7 protein-coding genes are annotated in these 18,904 nt (G+C 70.5%); 6 read left to right on the top strand and 1 reads right to left on the bottom strand.

Translation table 11 applies throughout. From position 1 onward, the window contains the following. Positions 1-236: 236 nt before the first annotated feature. The 4 genes from ACWD3C_RS31110 to ACWD3C_RS31095 all read left to right on the top strand — a co-directional run bounded on the left by ACWD3C_RS31110 (position 237) and on the right by ACWD3C_RS31095 (position 4,655). Complete coding sequence (locus tag ACWD3C_RS31110) at positions 237-1,283, top strand: helix-turn-helix domain-containing protein (RefSeq protein ID WP_451149504.1); 1,047 nt, start codon at positions 237-239, stop codon at positions 1,281-1,283. Positions 1,284-1,432: 149 nt separating this feature from the next. Then, entirely contained in the window at positions 1,433-1,861 is a 429-nt protein-coding gene (locus ACWD3C_RS31105) for a hypothetical protein (RefSeq protein WP_451149503.1), read from the top strand. Between the two features lie 5 nt (positions 1,862-1,866). Further along, positions 1,867-2,895, top strand: a complete 1,029-nt coding sequence (locus ACWD3C_RS31100) for a hypothetical protein (protein ID WP_451149502.1) — start codon at positions 1,867-1,869, stop codon at positions 2,893-2,895. Then, entirely contained in the window at positions 2,892-4,655 is a 1,764-nt protein-coding gene (locus ACWD3C_RS31095) for a hypothetical protein (RefSeq protein ID WP_451149501.1), read from the top strand. Before ACWD3C_RS31100 ends, ACWD3C_RS31095 begins: the two co-directional genes overlap by 4 nt. Here the strand turns inward: ACWD3C_RS31095 and ACWD3C_RS31090 are convergent. Continuing rightward, a complete protein-coding gene (locus ACWD3C_RS31090) occupies positions 4,639-6,432 on the bottom strand; it encodes an APC family permease (RefSeq protein WP_451149500.1) in 1,794 nt (597 codons plus the stop codon). The two genes, ACWD3C_RS31095 and ACWD3C_RS31090, sit on opposite strands and share 17 nt — an antisense overlap. A gap of 177 nt (positions 6,433-6,609) precedes the next feature. Here ACWD3C_RS31090 and hemB point away from each other — a divergent pair, with 177 nt between their 5' ends. Further along, the gene (gene hemB, locus ACWD3C_RS31085) at positions 6,610-7,602 is read left to right on the top strand and encodes a porphobilinogen synthase (protein ID WP_451149499.1); all 993 of its coding nucleotides are present in this window, start codon (positions 6,610-6,612) and stop codon (positions 7,600-7,602) included. Between the two features lie 703 nt (positions 7,603-8,305). Further along, a complete protein-coding gene (locus ACWD3C_RS31080; protein ID WP_451149498.1) occupies positions 8,306-18,901 on the top strand; it encodes a LamG-like jellyroll fold domain-containing protein in 10,596 nt (3,531 codons plus the stop codon). Positions 18,902-18,904: the final 3 nt, after the last annotated feature.

Here is an 18,904-nt window from a genome sequence, read left to right as displayed (position 1 = left end):
TGCGACGGGGCTGCGGGCGGTCAAGAACAAAGAACTCTGGGAAAGAACCCTCCAAACCAAACCAAACCCCGTGTTCGTCACCCGAGGGAGTGAACCGTCCCAACTCGGCTGGCGCGGCGGAGGTTCGGGCGGGCAGGCTCGGGCCAGACAACCGCAGATATGCGACGGCCCCCGCCGGGACGGCAATCCCAGTGCGAGGGCCTGACCACCGAGGAAGAGTGCAGAGGTCTTCCCCCATGGCTGAGACGAAGCCTAGCGGCGCCGTGCGCCCGCAACCGCCTGTTCGGCGAAGCACCACCCGTTCCGGGGTCACCCACATCAGGGAGTTCCAGCCGGACCGGTACACGATCATCGGCAACCACCTCGCCCAGCACCGTGAGCTGTCCCTCACCGCGATCGGAATCGGCACCCACATCCTGTCGCTGCCCGAGGGCGCCTCCGCCGACATCCGCACCCTCGCCGACCGCTTTCCCGAGGGCCGTGACCGGATCGCCTTCGCCCTGCGTGAGCTGGAGGCCCACGGCTACGTCGAGCGGGTGCGGGAGCGGGGCGACGGTGGGCGGGTGGTCACGCGTACGTACGCGTACAACGCTCCGGCGATCACCCGGGCCCGTGGGGAGGCGATGGACGGCGGACCCGTCGTTCCCGTCGCCGCAACCCCCAGGGCTTCTTCCGCCGACGACGGCGTCTCCACGGTTCCCGCGGTTCCCGGAGCTCCTGCGGTTCCTGACGCTCCCGTCGGCCCTGCCACCCCAGTGGTTCCGGTCCCGTCGGCTTCGGCGGATGAGTCAGGTTCTGGAGATCCTGTACCGCCACCCGCACCCGGGCCCGCCGAGCCGGAGCCGTCCGGCAGCGAGCACCATGCCAAGGCGGTCGCTCTGCTCGTGGGCCTGCGCCGTACCGACGACCGGTTCACGCTGTCCCAGCGGGACGTGCGCCGCCTCACGCCGGCCGTCATCGCCTGGTTCGACAACGGCGCCGGCAGAACCGCCGTGCACCACGCCATGACGGTCGACGTTCCCGCGCTCCTCAAGAATCCGGCCCGGTTTCTCGCCTACCGGCTGCGGGAACTGCTGCCACCACCGCTGCTGCCCTTGCCGGAGGTTCCCGAGGCGCCGACTTCGGACGTCGAGCCGTCCCCGTCGTACCGCATGGTGGACTGCGCGGGCGGCTGCGATCGTGCCTTCCGAGCGCCGGAAGGAACTTGGTGCCGAGACTGCCGTGCCGAACGCGACCGCCGTATCGCCGAGGCGGCGGGACCTGAATCCGTCCGCGCGGCCTGAGCCGCCAGAGGGCGCCTTCGCCGGTCGCCGGAGCCCGCCGGAGCTCGACCGATAGCTTGCGGTGTACGTCAGTTCGCCCTCGCGGAACCGGTGTTCGCGCTGGCAGAGTGGACGTGTACGGCGCGCCGCTACGGGGGAGGCACGGGAGCATGACAGCGACGATCTCCGTGAGGGTCGAGGGACCGGTCGGGCTGGACGAGCCCGGGGAACTCCTGGAGGAGCTGGGGCGGGAGACGGGGCTGACCTGGCGGCTGGACACGACCGCGCAGAAGGGCACTCTCGGCGGCGACTTCGCCGTCATGATGCTGGAGGCCCTGCTCGGAGGTGCCGTCGGGGCCGCGGTGCAGGTCGCCGCGCAACGAGCGATCGATACCTGGCGGGGGCGGCGGCTCGATCCGCCGACCGTCACCATCATCTTCCAGACCCCGCAGACCCCGCAGACCCCGCAGACCCCGCAGACCCCGCAGCCGGTCCAGGACCCGCAGCCGGCCCAGGACCCGGAGCCTCCGCAGCGATCCGCCGACGACCCCGACGACCCCGACGGCTCCGCGGACCCCGTCACCCCCGAGGGGAGCTGACCGGTATGGCATCCCGGGCGTTGGTGATCGGGGTCGGGACGTACGACGACGACTCCGGCATAGACGGGTATCCGACGATCGAGGCGAGCGCCCGTGCGTACGGGGCCGCGCTGGCCCAGGACCCCCGGTGGGGCGCCACGGCGCAGTCCTCGGTGCTGGAGCCGCATCGGACGCGGACCGCGGACGGGGTGATGCGTGCCCTCCATGAGGCGGCGGCGGTCGGCGAGGGGCCGCAGGACATCCTGCTCGTGGTGTACGTCGGGCACGGTGCGTACTGGCAGGACGTGCCCGGCGGGCAGGTCCACTTCGCGGTCGGCTCCTCCCGGATCAACGAGCCCTGGACCTGGCTGTCCGCCTGGTACGTGTACCGGGCGATCAGGAAGAGCAGGGCCGGCCTCAAGGTCCTGATCGCGGACTGCTGTTACTCGAACATGCTGCCCCACCTGGGCCCCGAGTCCGTGCTGCCGGGCGCCCTCGGCACTCGCCTCCAGGGCACCTGTGTGCTCACCGCGGTCGGCGGCAACATCCACAACGCGTGGGCTGACGCCTGCCCGAACCTGCCCCAACCCCTCGACTCCTGCACGCCGTTCAGCGGCCATCTGCTGAACGTGCTCGGGCAGGGTATGCCCGACCACCCCGACGACCTCACCCTCGGCGCGCTCCGCGCCGGCATCGACGAGGGCATGCAGGAGTGCGGCGTCCACCACGCGCCGCGGATGCTGCTGAACGACGCCTCGGAGGCGGCCGCGCTGTTCACCAACCACGCGAAGGGCCGCCAGCCCCGGACACGCACGCCGCACACCGTGGACGAGTGGGTCCGCGAACTGCTCCTCAACGGCGAGCGCAACCTGTCCGAGCTGATGAGCCGCCCGGACCTCGCGGGCCGCGTGGTGGTGCGGCTGAAGGCAGGGGACGAACAGAGCCGCGATCTGGCCCGCCGCGTCGACCGGAGGGCCGGCGAACTGCTGCCCGACCCGGTCGACTTCGTCAGGTACTGGGGTGAGATCGAACCCGCGATGCTGGGCGGCGGATGACCGACGTCCACAGCACCGACGGCACCGACAGCGCCGGCGGCACCGACAGCGCCGGCGGCACCGACAGCGCCGGCGGCACCGACAGCGCCGGCGGCACCGGCGGCACCGAAAGCAGCCGCCGCACGGACCACTTGTTCCAGCCCGACCTGGCCGAGTCGCTCAATGAGGCGTACGCCTGGGTGACACGGATCGAGGTCGGTCGGTTCGTGGGGATCCTGCGAAGGATGCGGCAGGAGCACCGCGAGGCGATGGCCATGCGCGCCATGTACGCCTTCGCTCTGCGCCGTCCGGTCGGCGAACTGGTCGAACTCGCCCACTTCTTCGACCCGCGGGACGCGGTCATGCTGATGGCGACGGCGGCCCTGTGCCGACCCGTCAAGGAGGCGGCCGAGCTGGCCTGGATGCAGCAGATCGCGGAGTCCCGCAGCGAGCGCGCCCCGATCACCGCGAGCATCGTGCACGACGTGGCCTGCCAGCGCACGGCGTTCGACGTCGCGGTGTTCGTGCGGGTTCTCCAGGAACGGCGGTCGGCGCTCGCGGAGCGCACCGTGAAGGTGTTCGCGGGGCCCGGCTCAGGCCGTACCAACCTCGACAAGGCCCTGCTGCACACCGCGCTCCGCGACGAGGACTGTCAAGACGAGGCCGACCGGCTGCTCGAACTGACTTTGCAGGCGATCGCCGACAGCACACCGGGCGCCACCGGGGTGGGCGAGGATGGCGAGGAGATCGCCGACCTGGCGGGCGCGTTCCAGCACCTCAGCCCGGCCGGGCGAGTCCTGGAGCACTGGGTGGAAGAGAGGCTGAACGCCTTTGACGCGACCAAGGTGGAGATGACCCGGCGACTGGTGGCGAAGCTGATCGCCCGGCGTGGCGTCGGCCATGACGCCCTCGCCGAGCACATCGGCCGCGCCACGGAGCCGCGTCATGTGGTGAAGCTCTGCGCGATGCTGGCGAAGGACGAGGCGTCCCCCGACAAGTGCGCCCTGGTGCGGCGCTACGCGGCCGGGTACAAGAACGTGCAGGAGTTGGCCGAGCTCGTGTCGTTCTGGCACAAGGAGCCGGCCCTGACCCGCACCACCCGGGGGCTGCTGGCCGACATCGTGGCGGGTTCCTCCGCCTCCGGCTCCTCCCCTCGCTCCCTGGACGAGCTGGGCCACCTTTCCGAGTGGCTGCGCCTGGACGACTTCGCCCCCGAGTGCTCCCGGCTGCTGTGTCACGTCGCCGCCGTACGGGTCGAGGGGCGCTCCGGCGCCGACCTGGTGACCCTGCTGAGCCGTGTCGAGCGCAGCCGCGACCGGACCCGGGCCGAGCACGAGGTGGGGCGTCGGCTGGCCATGGCGGTCATGGGGCCGGACGCGAACCGGGACTGGTTCGTGGACTGCCTGCGCGCGCTGGACGACGCCAGGTACTCGGTCGCCGTGCGCTCGGCGTACCGTGAACTCTCGGATCCTTCCCCCGGTTCGACGGTCGATGCCGCGTTGGCCGCCGATGTCGCGGAACGTCTGCACCGCGCCGGGCTGCGCAACGTGGCGTGGACGCTGCTCGAACGGCTCCTGGAGAACGAGCAGTTGGTGGCTCCGGCCGATGTCGTCGAGGTGGTGGGCCGGGTGCTGGCGCTGCCGCTGGCGGACGCGGAGCTGCTGTTGCGGGCCACGGTGGGCCGCTGGTCGGACGTGGGCCACCGCGATGACGCGGTGGCCGCCCTGCGGGCGGCCGGGCGGCGCGAGGCGGCGGAGTGGGTCATCACGTCTCTGCGGTGACACCTTCTTTCCGTGGCTCGTGGCGGGGAGCGGGCAGGGCAGGCGGCACGTGTGCCATGTAGCGGCGGCACGCGCGGACCAACAGCGGGAATACGACGACCGCCGACAAAGCTGCGATCAGCAGCGTCACCAGGTCCAGTTCCTGGTATTCGTTCGGTTTGTCGCGCAGGAGGTGCTGCGGCAGTGTGCACGCCACGAGCACCGCCAGATGCGCGAGGAACAGCAGCATCGGCCGTATCGCGGGGTCCCCGGGTGTGGTGAAGCGGGCGAGGTGGTCCTGAGCGTCGTAGCGTCGCAACAGGCGTCCCACGAAGGGCAGGTCGCGTTTGGCCAGCCAGGGCAGCACGAGAAGCAGCGCCGAGCCGATTCCCACGGCGGCCATGCCCTGCCACACCTTGTCCCACCGCGCCTGGTGGATCACCACGGCGATCGCGACGAACGCGGTGTAGGAGAGGGCCAGATGCGCCATCCGGCGCGTTCTGCCGAACGTCGGCGGTTTCAGCGCCACCAGGACGACGCCCGGCATGGAGTACAACACCAGGAGCGGCACGCTGTTGAGGGCGGCCAGATCCTCCCAGCGGCCCTGCACCAGGGCGAGCACCATGAGGCCGATGGCGAAGTTGACCAGCAGGATCATCCAGTACGCGTCGATCTCGCTGCCCCGGAACCGGAACGAGGCCCGGCGTGCCGTCTGCAACCCCCGGTGGGTGAGGTGGGCGCGGCTGAGGGCGGCGACCTCACGGGTCAGGGCGTGGGTGAAGACGATGCCGGAGCCCATCGGGGACAGCAACGCGTTCAGGCGGATCAGCCAGAACAGCCAGGTGATCCCCAGGGCCGCGGCGAACTGGGAGTACGGTGATTCGAGAATGTCCCCTTGGACGAGGTTGCCGCACTGTCTGCCGAACGCCCACTGCAGCGCCGTGTACAGGAGGAACGCGCCGACGAGGGTGCCGTACACCGCCCACCGCAGCCGCGCGGCCTCCCCCATGCCACGCCGTTTGACGTTGCCCGCGAAGTCGAGCGGAGCCTGGAAACCGATGTACGCGTAGATGATGCTTCCGCCCAGGACCATGTACAGGACGTTCTGGAGCGACGGTTTCCCGGCCTCTGCCTCCAACTCCTCGCGACTTCCCGACCGCCCGCTGAATTTCCAGACATCGCTTGGGTCACAGCCTTTGGCAGCTGTGAACACGGCGAACCCCAGGCAGATGACGATCAGTACCGGGATCAGGACTTTCACCGCGGTGATGTAGAGGTTCAGCCTGATCAGCCGACGCGGCGGCAGCAGGTTCATCCCCATGATCAGGGCCATGAACACCACAGCGCACAGCAAGCCACTGGCGGAGAGGTCGTAGGGCCGGTCCCGGCTGTCCGGGTGTGCCAGCAGCCAGGGAATCCAGTCCGCCAGCCCGCGGACCATGGCCGCCGCCTGGCTCGCCGGGTTCACCGCGTACGCGATCCACAGCCCGGCGGCCACAACCGTGGCCACGAGCGGCCCGGCGGCCTGCAGCGGGAGGAAGATCAGCCCGCCCGTCTTGGGGGCGGCGATCCCGAGTTCGACCATCACGGCGGCGATCAGCAGCATCAGCGCCCCGCCGGCGACCCATGCCCACATGACGTGCCTGCCGAGCCCCCAGAAGGCGGGGGCGGCGGCCAGCAGCCACCCGGACCCTATGACACCGCCGGCGGCGAGGCCCACGAGGTCCAGCGTGGACAGTCGGCGTCGCTCGTCCGTGTCCTCCGCCGAGTTCTCGTACGCGGTGTCACGGTCCCCCATCCGCCCCAACGCAATCCCCCTTTGAGTCGGAGTTCCGTACGAGCTGCATGAGGTCACAGGTTACGCACACGTGCACACGGCTGGTGATGTGAATCATCGAGTCGTCTCTGATCGGGGCACGGTCTGCCGACGGGGCGTCGGCAAAGGGGGATCTGGGGCAGGCGTAGCGTAGGTGGTATGTCGAAGTACGGTTCCTTTCCCGGTGCGCGGCCGCGGCGGTTGCGTACCACTCCTGTGATGCGGCGGATGGTCGCGGAGACCAGGCTGCACCCGGCGGACTTCATCCTCCCGGCGTTCGTGCGGGAGGGAGTCGGTGAACCGGTGCCGATCGCCGCGATGCCGGGGGTTGTGCAGCACACGCGGGACAGCTTGAAGAAGGCGGCGGCGGAGGCCGTGGAGGCCGGGGTTTCCGGGATCATGCTGTTCGGGGTGCCGGAGGAGTCGAAGAAGGACGCGCTGGGGACCCCCGGGACCGATCCCGAGGGGATTCTGCAGGTCGCCATTCGTGACGTGCGGGCCGAGGTCGGGGACGAGCTCCTCGTGATGTCCGATCTGTGTCTCGACGAGACCACCGATCACGGGCACTGCGGCGTGCTCGACGCGGAAGGGCGGGTCGACAACGACGCGACCCTGGAGCGGTACGCCGAGATGGCGCAGGTGCAGGCCGACGCCGGGGCGCACGTCGTCGGGCCCAGCGGGATGATGGACGGCCAGATCGGGGTCGTCCGGGACGCGTTGGACCAGATCGGGCGCGAGGACGTCGCCATCCTCGCCTACACCGCCAAGTACGCGTCCGCGTTCTACGGGCCCTTCCGGGAGGCTGTCGCCTCGTCACTGAAGGGTGACCGGAAGACCTACCAGCAGGACCCCGCCAACGTACGGGAGTCCCTGCGCGAGCTCGCCCTCGACCTGGAGGAGGGCGCCGACATGGTGATGGTCAAGCCGGCGGGGCCGTACCTGGACATCCTCGCGCGCGTCGCGGACACGGTGGACGTACCGGTCGTCGCGTACCAGATCTCCGGTGAGTACTCGATGGTCGAGGCCGCCGCCGAGAAGGGCTGGATCGACCGCGACCGGGCGATCCTGGAGACGCTGACCGGCATCAAGCGGGCGGGTGCGCGGAACATCCTGACGTACTGGGCGACGGAGGCCGCGCGCCGGCTGGGCTGACGGTCCCCGGAGCGAGATCCTGCTGGTCTTCCTGGTCGGCGACGGCCCTCCGGGGGCGAACCAGTACGGCGCGTCCCCGAAGGAGACTCCGGCCCACCTCTGACGGCGGGACGGACGGGCGGACTTCGGCACGGGCGGACCTCGGCACGGGTGTCTGGTCCTGTGCCGGGTCCGCCGCGTCGGCCGCATCAATTGCCCTGCCGCACATGTGTGGTCCGTGCCGCCCCTGCAGGCAGGCGGAAGGCCGTCCCGGGTTCGCCGGGGCGGCCTTCGGCGTCTGTGGGTTCCGTTCGTCGGCGTGCCGACGCGCCATCGTGCCGACGCCCGCATCTTCGTACGAGCGGAATCAGCCACACCGACCCGACCACACCAGCACGTCACCGGCTCCACGTCCGGCGTACGAGCCGCCTTTGCGCCCGCCGGTCACCGGGCGGCCGCGCCATACGCGAGAGCCGACGTCCGGATCGGTGGAGACCGCGCGGCCGGTCATCAGCTGGTGATCGGGCGCGCGTGGGCTCCCCGGGCGCGGTCGTAGCGTCCTTGTGCCGCGCCCGGCGGGCGGCGATGCCGGTCGGTGTGCGTACCGAACGGCAAGTCGGGCTGTCCGTATCTTTATTGATCGTTTCATCTCCATTCACTTTGCGACCGCCGATCTTGCGTACGTTTTCGGCCACTTATGTTCTTCCTGTGGAGGGCGGGGACTATGGGGCGGGGCGTGCGGCGGGTCGCGTTGGCGATGGCCGCGGTGATGGCGTTGCTGTCGGCTGCGGAGGGAGCGGCGGTCGCTGCTCCACCTCAACCGGTCGATGGCGGCGCGTCGTTGACCGGTCCGGTTCCCGACCAGCCGTACGGCAGCGCGGACGGACGCACGCACTCGGCCGCGGTCGCCGACACCCGGACGGCGGCGAAGGGCGGCAGCCGCGGGCACGCCCCCACGCCGGGCGAACTCGGTGCGGAGCCGTCGGTGTCGGCGGACGCGGACCCGCTGGCCGATGCCGGCCGGGCGGCGGAGCCGGAGGCGCCGGAGCCGCAGGAAACCGCGGTGCCGGAGTCGCGGGAACCCGAGGGGTACGACCCGGACACCAGCCGGGAGATACCCGGTGAGCGCGGCCGGCAGCAGCGCACGTACCGCAACGGGGACGGCACCTTCACCACCCGCTTCTACGACGAGCCGGTCAACTTCCGCCGTGCGGACGGCTCATGGCAGGAGATCGACACCACGCTGGTGCCGCGCCCGGCGGGCGGCAGCCTCGGCCGCGCGGTGAGCGCCTCGCCGACCGGATGGACCGTGACCTCCGCCGAGGCCGTGTCCACCTTCGGAACCCACGCGGACGACGAGCCGCTGGTGTCCATGGATCTCGGTGACGGCACGGCCGTCGCCTTCGGCATCCAGGGCGCCGCCCACAGCACCGGTGAGGCGGACGGCAGCACGGTCACCTACCCGGGCGCCCGCCCCTCCGCGGACGTGCGGTTCGTGGCGGGCAACAACTCGGTGAAGGAACTGCTGGTGCTGCACGACCGCACCGCGCCCACCGAGTGGGTGTTCCCGCTCACGCTCACCGGACTGACGGCCGGTATCGACGACTCGGGCGCGGTGGTGCTCAGCGGCGCCGACGGCACCGAGCGGGCCCGTATCCCGGCGGGGTGGATGGAGGACGCGGGCACCGACCCGAACGCCAACCAGGGCGAGGTCTCCAGCGGCGTCACCTACCAACTCGTACAGGCCGGTGGGTCCCCCGCCCTGAAGGTGGTGCTGGACGAGGAGTGGCTGGACGACCCGGCCCGCGTCTACCCCGTCGTCGTCGACCCGACGGTGACGTCGGTGGACTCGACCGCCGGGACGTATGTGCAGTCCCCGTACAACCAGAACTTCTCCTCCGACACGATCCTCAAGGTCGGCACCTACGACGGCGGTGGCCACAAGGCCGCGTCCTTCATGCGCTTCGTCGGCCTGGAGCGCACGCTGGAGAACGCCTGGGTGCTCAGCGCGAACCTGGCCCTGTACGAGACCTGGTCCTACTCCTGCACGGCGCGCCCGGTGACGGTGCATCCGATCACCTCGTACTGGACCGAGAGCACTCTCACCAAGTACCCCGGCCCCTCGACCGGAGCCTCCCTGGCCTCCAAGAGCTTCGCCCACGGCTGGCGCCCCGAAGGCACCACGACATGGAGCTGCGGGCGCGCCTGGGAGACCATCAAGCTCGGCTCGGCCGGCCGCAAGCTCGTCGACGACTGGACGCACGGCCGCAAGAAGAACTACGGCCTGGCGATCAAGGCGTCCACCACCGACTCCAGGGGCTGGAAGCAGTTCGGCTCCGACGACCACTCCAACAAGCCCAGCCTGGACATCACCTGGACCGCCCTCGGGGCGACGTACAAGCTCGGCTCCTGGATCACCCCGGTCACAGGGAACGCCGAGGGCGCGATGAAGGTGACCGTCACCAACCAGGGACAGGGCACCTGGCCCAAGGGCGGCAACTTCAAGCTGCGGTACCGCCTGTACAACTCCTCCGGCACGGAGATATCCAACTCCTCGAACGTCCTCTACACCGAGATGCCGCAGGACGTCTCCCCCGGCGAGTCGGTGACGGTCGACGCCAGGATCGCGGCGCTGGACCCCGCCAAGTACACCCTCGCCTGGACCATGACGGACTACGGCAGCAGGCTGTTCACCTCGGTGGGCGTGCCACCCCTGGCCATGACGTTCTCCTCGGTGAACATCCCGCCGCAGCTGACCGCCGAATCCCCGGGCAGCGGGGCGGTGTTCGACTCGCTGACGCCGACGCTGTGGGCGAACGGCAAGGACGTGGACCGCTACCCGAACGGGACTCTGCAGTTCACCTTCGAGGTCTGCGAGGTGGAGGGCAAGAACACCCGCAAGAACTGCCGCAGCGGAACCCGGTCCGGCTCCAAGCAGTGGACGGTACCGTCCGGCTGGCTGTCCTGGGGCAAGCAGTACGCCTGGTACGCCTATGCCTACGACGGCTCGGCGACCTCCGCCCGTCCCGGCCCCGCGCTGTTCACCACCCAGGTCCCGCAGCCCGGCATCACCCGGCACCTCGGCGGCGCCGACGGCGGCCATGAGTTCGGCGCCCGCGCAGGCAACTACGTGACCGCGGCCACCGACGCCTCCCTGGCGACGGCCGGCCCCGAACTGGCCGTCACCCGCACCTACAACTCCCTCGACCCGCGCACCGCGGGCGCCTTCGGCGCCGGCTGGTCGACACGCTGGGACATGCGGCTGACCGAGGAGTCGCAGACCGGAACGATCCTGATCACCCTGGCCGACGGATCGCAGGTCCGCTACGGGCGCAACCCCGACGGCACCTTCGCGGGCCCCTCCGGCGGCACCAGCACCCTCGTCCCGGAGTACGACGGCTGGGTGCTGCGCGACACCTCCGGCACCACCCACTACTTCAGCCACAGCGGGCTGCTCACGCTGATCAAGGACGGGGCCGGGCGGACCCAGTCACTGACCTACGAGCAGGAGGACGGCGGCCCGCTGACCCGCGTCAAGGACGGCCTGTCCGGCCGGTATCTGGACCTGGCGTGGACCGGCGGCCATGTCACCGCCGTGACCACCAGCCCGGTCGGCTCCACTGAGCCGGGCCTGACCTGGACCTACAGCTACACCGGCGACCGGCTGACCAAGGTGTGCCCGCCCGACTCGGCCACCGAGTGCACCGTCTACGACTACACCGACGGCTCGCTGTACCGGACCTCGGTACTGGACGACAACCCGGTCTCGTACTGGCGGCTGGGCGAGGCGGACGGCTCCCTGGCCGGCAGTCAGGCCCCGTCGCGGACGGGCTTGAACAACGCCGAGTACAGCGCGGTCGTCCTGGGCGCGCCCGGCGCCCTGTCCGGCAGCACCGACAGCGCCGCTTCCTTCAACGGCACCGGCTCGGTCGTGGAACTGCCCGACGCCACGGTCCACTCCGCCTCGTTCCTCTCCACCGAGCTGTGGTTCCGCACCACCGGCAACGGTGTGCTCTTCTCCTACCAGGACGAACGCCTCGCCGAGGGCAAGCCCGGCTGGTGGACCCCGGCGCTGTACGTCGGCACCGACGGCAGACTGCGCGGCCAGTTCTGGCGCGAGGGCGGCAAGGGCCCGATCACCTCGGCGGGCGCGGTGAACGACGACGCCTGGCACCATGTGGTGCTCGCCGGAGCGGGCACGACCCAGGCCCTGTACCTGGACGGCACCCTCGTAGGCACTCTCGACGGCGCCATCAACCACACCGACCAGGTCTTCACGTACGTCGGAGCCGGCTACACCGGCGGCGGCTGGCCGCTGCTGGACACCACCGACACCTACGGGCACTTCACCGGCGCCATCGACGAGGTCGCCGTCTACGACCGCCCGTTGTCACCGCAGTCCGTGGCCCAGCACTACGCGGCCCGGCAGCCGGCCGGGCGCATGGTGAGGACGACCCTGCCGTCGGGCCGGGTGCACGCCCAGGTCGCCTACGACTCCGCCACCGACCGCGCCGACGAGGTCACCGACGCCTCCGGCGGCACCTGGAAGATCTCGGCCCCCGAGCACTCCTCGGGTTCGGCCGCCTACGAGCAGGCCGTGCTGGCCTCCTCCCCGTCCGGCTACTGGCGCCTGGGCGACCGCCGCGGAGCGGCCGCGGCCAGCGCCCTGGCCGCGGGGACCGACGGTTCGTACGGCGACGGGGTCACCCTCGCGGCGGCCGGTGCCTTCGCCGACGGCGACGACACCGCTGTCTCCTTCGACGGAACCGGCAGCTACGCCGAGATACCGGGGGAGACGCTGCACGCCTCGACCGATCTCGCCGTGGAGTTGTGGTTCAAGACCAGCGAACCGGGTGTGATGGTCGGCGACCAGTCGCGTGCCATCGACGACCCGGCCGGGGTGGGCGGGTCCTGGACGCCGGTGCTGTACGTGGGCACGGACAACAAGCTGCACGGCAAGTTCTACGTCGACTCGTCGGTGACCGGCACCTCGCTGGCCTCTTCCGGGACTGTCACCGACGGCGAGTGGCACCATGCCGTGGTCTCCGCGTCCGGCAGCACGCAGACCCTGTACTTGGACGGGGTCAAGCAGGGGACGCTCACCGGCGCGGTCAATCACCAGTCGAACTCCCTCACCTACATCGGCGCGGGCTTCGCCAAGGCGGCCTGGCCCAGCAGCCCCGGCGACATCAGCTACTTCACCGGCACGATCGACGAAGTCGCCATCTACCAGCATCCCCTGACCGCCTCCACCGTCGCCGCCCACCACCGTGCCCGCCACGACCTGGTCACCGGCGACGCCGCTCGCTACCGCGGCGCCACGGGAGCCGACGCCCCGGGCGGCTACTGGCGCCTGGACGAGACCTCCGGTACCACCGCGAAGAGCACCGTCGCGGCCAACGACGGCGACGGCACCTACTCCGCCGCCACCCTCGACGCCACCGGCGCCTTCGGTGCCGGAGAGGGCAGCGCCGTGAAGTTCTCCGGCAACGGCTACGCGGAACTTCCCGGCGGCATCATGCACGCCTCGACCGACCTCGCCGTGGAGTTGTGGTTCAAGACCACCAAGGCGGGCGTGATGGTCGGTGACCAGTCGCGTGCCATCGACGACCCGGCGGGTGTGGGCGGCTCCTGGACGCCGGTGCTCTACGTGGGTGCCGACAACAAACTGCACGGCAAGTTCTACGTCGACTCGTCGGTGACCGGCACCTCGCTCGCCTCCACCGACACCGTCACCGACAACCAGTGGCACCACGCGGTGGTCTCCGCGTCCGGCACCACGCAGACCCTGTACTTGGACGGGGTCAAGCAGGGGACGGTGACGGGTGCGGTCAATCACCAGGCCAACTCCCGCACGTACATCGGCGCGGGCTTTGCCAAGGCGGCCTGGCCCAGCAGCCCCGGCGACATCAGCTACTTCACCGGCACCATCGACGAAGTCGCCGTTTACCAGCACCCCCTGACTCCCCAGCAGGTCTCCGCCCACTACCGGTCCGCGGTCGAATCGGACACCTCGGCCCTGCTGTCCACCGTCCGGGTGACCGACCCGCTCGGCGCGGTGACCGGCAAGACGTACGACGCGCTGCATTCCCAGCGCACCGTCACCGCCACCGACGCGAACGGCGAAACCACCACCTACGCCTACGACACCGGCGGCTTCCTGCACACCATCACCGACCCCAACGGCCACGTCACCGTCACCGGCCACGACGCCCGGGGCAACACGGTCTCCCACACCACCTGCCGGGACGCGGACTCCTGCTGGACGTCCTTCACCGGCCACTACCTCAACCCGGCGGACGACCTGGACCCGCGCAACGACCGCCCCGTCACCGTCCGCGACGCCCGCTCCTCGGGCCCGGCCGACGACCGCTACGCCACCACCCTGGCGTACACGGCGCTCGGCCGGCCCACGACCACGACCCTGCCCGACGGCCGCAGCAGCACCCGGACCTACACCGACGGCACCGAGCCCGCCGTAGGCGGCGGCACGACCCCCGCCGGGCTGCTCGCCTCGGACACCACCACGGGCGGCGCGGTCTCGACGTACGCCTACTTCGCGGACGGTGACCTGGCCCAGGTCACCTCCCCGTCCGGGCTGATCACCGAGTTCACCTACGACGGCCTGGGCCGCAAGACGACCGAGACCCAGATCTCGGACACCCACCCGAACGGCGTGACGACCGGCTACACCTACGACGCCATGTCGCGGATCGTCACCCAGACCGGCGCCGGGGTGAACAACGAGATCACCAACGCCACGCACACCGCGAGGATCAGCAAGACCTACGACCCGGACGGCAACCTGCTGACCGAGTCCACCGAGGACACCACCGGCGGCGACCCGGCCCGAACCGTCACCTACACGTACGACACCCACGGCCTGACCGACACGGCCACCGACGCCGAGAGCAACACCACCACCTACACCCACGACGCCCTCGGCCGCGTGAAGAGCGAGACCGATGCGGCAGGCACCACCGTGGCCTATGCGTACACGCCGCGCGGGCAGCTCGCCGAGACGGTGCTGAAGGACTGGACCGGCGACCCGTCCGGCACGGTCCGCGACCTGGTCCTGGAGTCCCGGGCCTACGACCCGGCCGGACGCCTGGCCTCCACCACGGACGCGATGGGCGCGACAACGTCGTACACCTACTTCGACGACGGACTCACGGCCACGGTGACCGCCGAACAGGTCACCCAGGCCGACGGCACCCAGCACGACATCGTTTTGGAGAACAATTCGTACGACGGTGCCGGACACCTGACCCGGCAGATCACCGGCGGCGGCACGACCACGGTCACCCACCAGGTCGACGCGACCGGCCGCACCGTGCGGACGGTCCTCGACCCGGCCGGTCTGAACCGGGTCACCACCTACGCGTACGACGGCGACGACCGGCTCACCGAGCAGACCCGGCCCGTCTCCGGAACGAAGAAGCTGACCGCCACCTCGGAGTACGACACCGCGGGCAACCCTGTCCGGCAGACCGTCACGGACGGCGACAGCACCCACGCCACCACCCACACCTACGACGACCGCGGCCTGATGCTCACCACGGTCAGCCCACGCGGCAACGTCAGCGGGGCGGACGCCTCGGCGTACACCACGACCCACCGGTACGACGCACTCGGCCGCCTCGTCGAGCAGACCGCACCGGCGGTGCGGGCGGAGGAGAACGGCAACGCGGCTTCCACGGTCGCGCCGACCACGCTGACCGGTTACAACACCTTCGGTGAGCCGACCGAGGCCAAGGACGCCCGCGGCAAGGTTGCCCGCACCGAGGTCGACCGCCTCGGCCGTACGACCGCGGTGACCCTGCCCGACTACACCTCGCCGGGCGCCACCGCCGCCCTGACGTCGACCACCCGTACCACCTACACCCCGCTCGGCCTCCCGCAGACGGTCACCGACCCTCTCGGCCGGATCACCCGCTACGGCTACGACCAGCTCGGCCGACTGACGGCCAAGACCGACCCGGTGGCCGACGCCGCCGCAGCCCTGGCAGCGGCGGAGAACAGCGACCCGGACCTGCTGAACTCTCCCAGCGAGGACGGCGGCGGAGTCACCCGCTACACCTGGACCCCGACCGGCCTCCAGCTGTCGGCGACGGACCCGACGGGGGCGCGCACCGAGGCGACCTACGACGAGCTGGGCCGCCGGCTGACGTCGACGGTGGTCGAACGGTTCCCGAGCCTGCGGAACCTGACCACCGGTTACACCTGGGACGACGCGGGCAACCAGACCGCGTCGACGACCCCGGCGGGACGCACCACGACGGTTGCGTACAACGCGGCCGGTGAAGCACTGACCGTCACCGATCCGGGCGGCGGCATCACGCGGTACGCCCACGACGGTCTGGGCCGGACGGTGGAGGGCACCGACGCCACGGGGCGCAGGACCACCACGTCTTACGGCGCGCTGGGCCAGGTGACCGGCACGACCGACTTCGGCACGGGGACCACCGCTCAGCGCTCGACCTCGGCCGTCTTCGACGCCGACGGCAACCGCACCTCGGTCACCGACGCCGAGGGCGCCACCGCCACGTACACGTACGACGCGCTGGGCCGGTTGACCAAGCAGGTGGAGCCGGTCTCCGACAGCGAGTCGGTCACGACGACGTTCGGCCACGACGTGGCGGGCAACCGCACCCGGCTGACGGACGGACGCGGCAACTCCACGACGTACACGTTCAACAGCTGGGGCTTGCCCGAGTCGACGATCGAACCGTCCACCACCGGCCACCCGAGCGCATCGGACCGCACCTGGACGACGGTGTACGACCAGGCCGGACAGGCGGTCACCGAACTGCTCCCGGGCGGTGTGAAGCGCGAGCGCACCTACGACGGCCTCGGCCGCCTGGTGAGCGAGACCGGCACCGGTGCGGAGGCGGCCACCACCGACCGCGCCCTCACCTACGACCTGGCGGGCCGGATGACGTCGGCCGCCACCGATGCCCCCCTCACCCCGAACACCTACACCTACAACGACCGCGGCCAGCTCCTGTCGGCGAACGGCCCCGGCGGGGCGGTCGACTACGGCTACGACGACGACGGCATGATGACCGCCCGCACCGACGCGGCGGGTACCACCAGCTACGGCTACGACACCGCCGGACGCCTGGACTGGACCAACGACCCGCTCACCGGTACCCAGACCTGGACCGACTTCGACGCCGCCGGACGCATCCGCCTGGAGCAGTACGCCAACGACCAGAGCGGCTCCTGGACCGTCACCGCCAAGCGCGCCTACACCTACGACGACCTGGGCCGCCTGTCCGCCGACCGGGTGACCACCGCGGACGGCACCGAGGTCACCTCCATCGACTACGGCTACGACCTGGCCGACCGGCTCACCTCCAAGACCACCACCGGCACCGCCGGGGCGGGTCACCACACCTATGGCTACGACCGGACCGGCCGTCTGACCTCCTGGACGGAAGGCACGACAACCACCGCCTACGAGTGGGACGCGGCCGGCAACCGCGTCAAGGCCGGGTCGGCCACGGCCACGTACGACGAGCGCAACCGCCTGCTGAACGACGGCACCTCGACGTACACCTACACCGCACGGGGCACGCTCGCCTCGGTCGAGACGGGAGCCGCCACACGCACGCTCACCTTCGACGCCTTCGAACGCAAGGTGAGTGACGGGACGTCGAACTACACCTACGACTCCCTCGACCGCGTCGCCACCGCGAACGGCACCGCCTTCACCTACGACGGCGGCTCCAACACCCTCGTCTCCGACGGCGCCACCACCTACACCCACACCCCCGGCGGCGCCCTGCTGGCCACCAGTGACGGCACCACCGTCCAGCGGGCCGTCACCGATGGGCACACGGACCTGGTCGCGGGCCTGACGTGGGACAGCACCGCCGTGACCGGCTCCACGGCCTACGGCCCCTTCGGAACGAAGACGGCCACCGACGGCAGTACGCCCGCGGTGGGTTACCAGTCCGGCTGGACCGACCCGGAGTCCGGCGACGTCAACATGGCCGCCCGCTGGTACCAGCCGGGCACGGGCGCCTTCGCCTCCCGCGACACCTGGCAGCTCGACCCGATGCCGTCGGTCCGGGCCAACCGCTACGCCTACGGCAGCGCCAGCCCCTTGAGCCGCATCGACCCGAGCGGCCATGTCGACACCGACTGGCGTACCCACGAGCAGAAGGCACAGCGTCAGTCCACTGTTTCGGGCCGCAGATACGGCATCGGCGGCAGCTGGAGCCACCTGTGGCGAGTGGGCAGGTGGGGATTCCGCGGTGCGGGTCTCGCGGCCGAGGTCTTCCTCAATGTGATCGGGTGGAACACTCCGGCGTACACACCGACCCGGCCCGACAGGGGCGGTAACGAGCAGGGCCGCAGCACCGCCGAACAGCCCGAGGGCAAGTCATCGCTTGTCCCCACCGGCCCGAATTCCCAGGCTGGCCCCGGCACGGGAACGGCGACGCCCACCGGTGGCGGAGGGGGCGGCGGTGGAGGGGGAGGGTGCCGGTACCGGTGCGTCGTCGAACCTCCCCAGCCGGTGATCGTCCAGAACCCCACGGGCCCCGGCCCGGAGGTCACCCGTAAGGTGCGGGAGGACTGGGACCCCTGGAAGCCCACCCCGGAAGAAATACTCGCCGCGGTCTGGACCGTCTTCGACGCCCAGGACCTGATCGACATGATCACGGGCGACGACACCTACATCCCGGACGAACTCCTGGAGACGCTGCATGCGCCGGTCGACAACCCGGGTGGGAAGAACAACGGTCGTAGTCGCGATGACGAGAAGTGCGACGTCGGCCCCGGCGTCAGCCCGACGGGTCACGCCGTGTATCTGCCTCGTGAGCGGTACTACGACACCTTCGAGAAGCGTTACGAGTGCCGTGCGACGGGCGTGTACGGTCTGCTTGACAAGAGCGACTACAACCCGGGAAGGAAGCGCCCGGGAACGAACACGAATTCCAGCACGGTTCCTCCGGGGATGAACGAGATTAGGGCCGAGCGGAACAGGCCGGCTAATGGTCACCTCATTCCTGCGGCTGCGACCGGGTCCGGAATCGACCTCCGTAACCTGGTGGCGGAATATGAGAAGACGAACACGCCGTACCTCAGCACGGGTGTGGAGCGGGACATCGTCAAGGCGATCAAGGCGGACAAGCACGTCGCTCTGTCTGTCGTGCCCCATTTCGAGGGGAATCGCGCAAACTCCGGCATTCCCTCCAGTGTCGAGTACAACTATTCGATCATTGAGGACGGTGTCGCCAAACACTGTGTCGTGTACCCGACACCCACCGGCGGACGGACAACTGGATCTGCCGACTGCCCGAAAAGGTGAGAC

It is taken from the genome of Streptomyces sp. NPDC002845 (assembly GCF_053591955.1).
The sequence above is the reverse complement of the archived record's forward strand: the minus strand, read 5'-3'. Positions and strand labels throughout refer to the sequence as shown.

Excerpts from the sequence above, each read along its gene's own strand:
- ACWD3C_RS31110 (WP_451149504.1), top strand. The coding sequence starts at position 237 with ATGGCTGAGACGAAGCCTAGCGGCGCCGTGCGCCCGCAACCGCCTGTT.
- ACWD3C_RS31105 (WP_451149503.1), top strand. The coding sequence starts at position 1,433 with ATGACAGCGACGATCTCCGTGAGGGTCGAGGGACCGGTCGGGCTGGAC.
- ACWD3C_RS31100 (WP_451149502.1), top strand. The coding sequence starts at position 1,867 with ATGGCATCCCGGGCGTTGGTGATCGGGGTCGGGACGTACGACGACGAC.
- ACWD3C_RS31095 (WP_451149501.1), top strand. The coding sequence starts at position 2,892 with ATGACCGACGTCCACAGCACCGACGGCACCGACAGCGCCGGCGGCACC.
- ACWD3C_RS31090 (WP_451149500.1), bottom strand. The coding sequence starts at position 6,432 with ATGGGGGACCGTGACACCGCGTACGAGAACTCGGCGGAGGACACGGAC.
- hemB (WP_451149499.1), top strand. The coding sequence starts at position 6,610 with ATGTCGAAGTACGGTTCCTTTCCCGGTGCGCGGCCGCGGCGGTTGCGT.
- ACWD3C_RS31080 (WP_451149498.1), top strand. The coding sequence starts at position 8,306 with ATGGGGCGGGGCGTGCGGCGGGTCGCGTTGGCGATGGCCGCGGTGATG.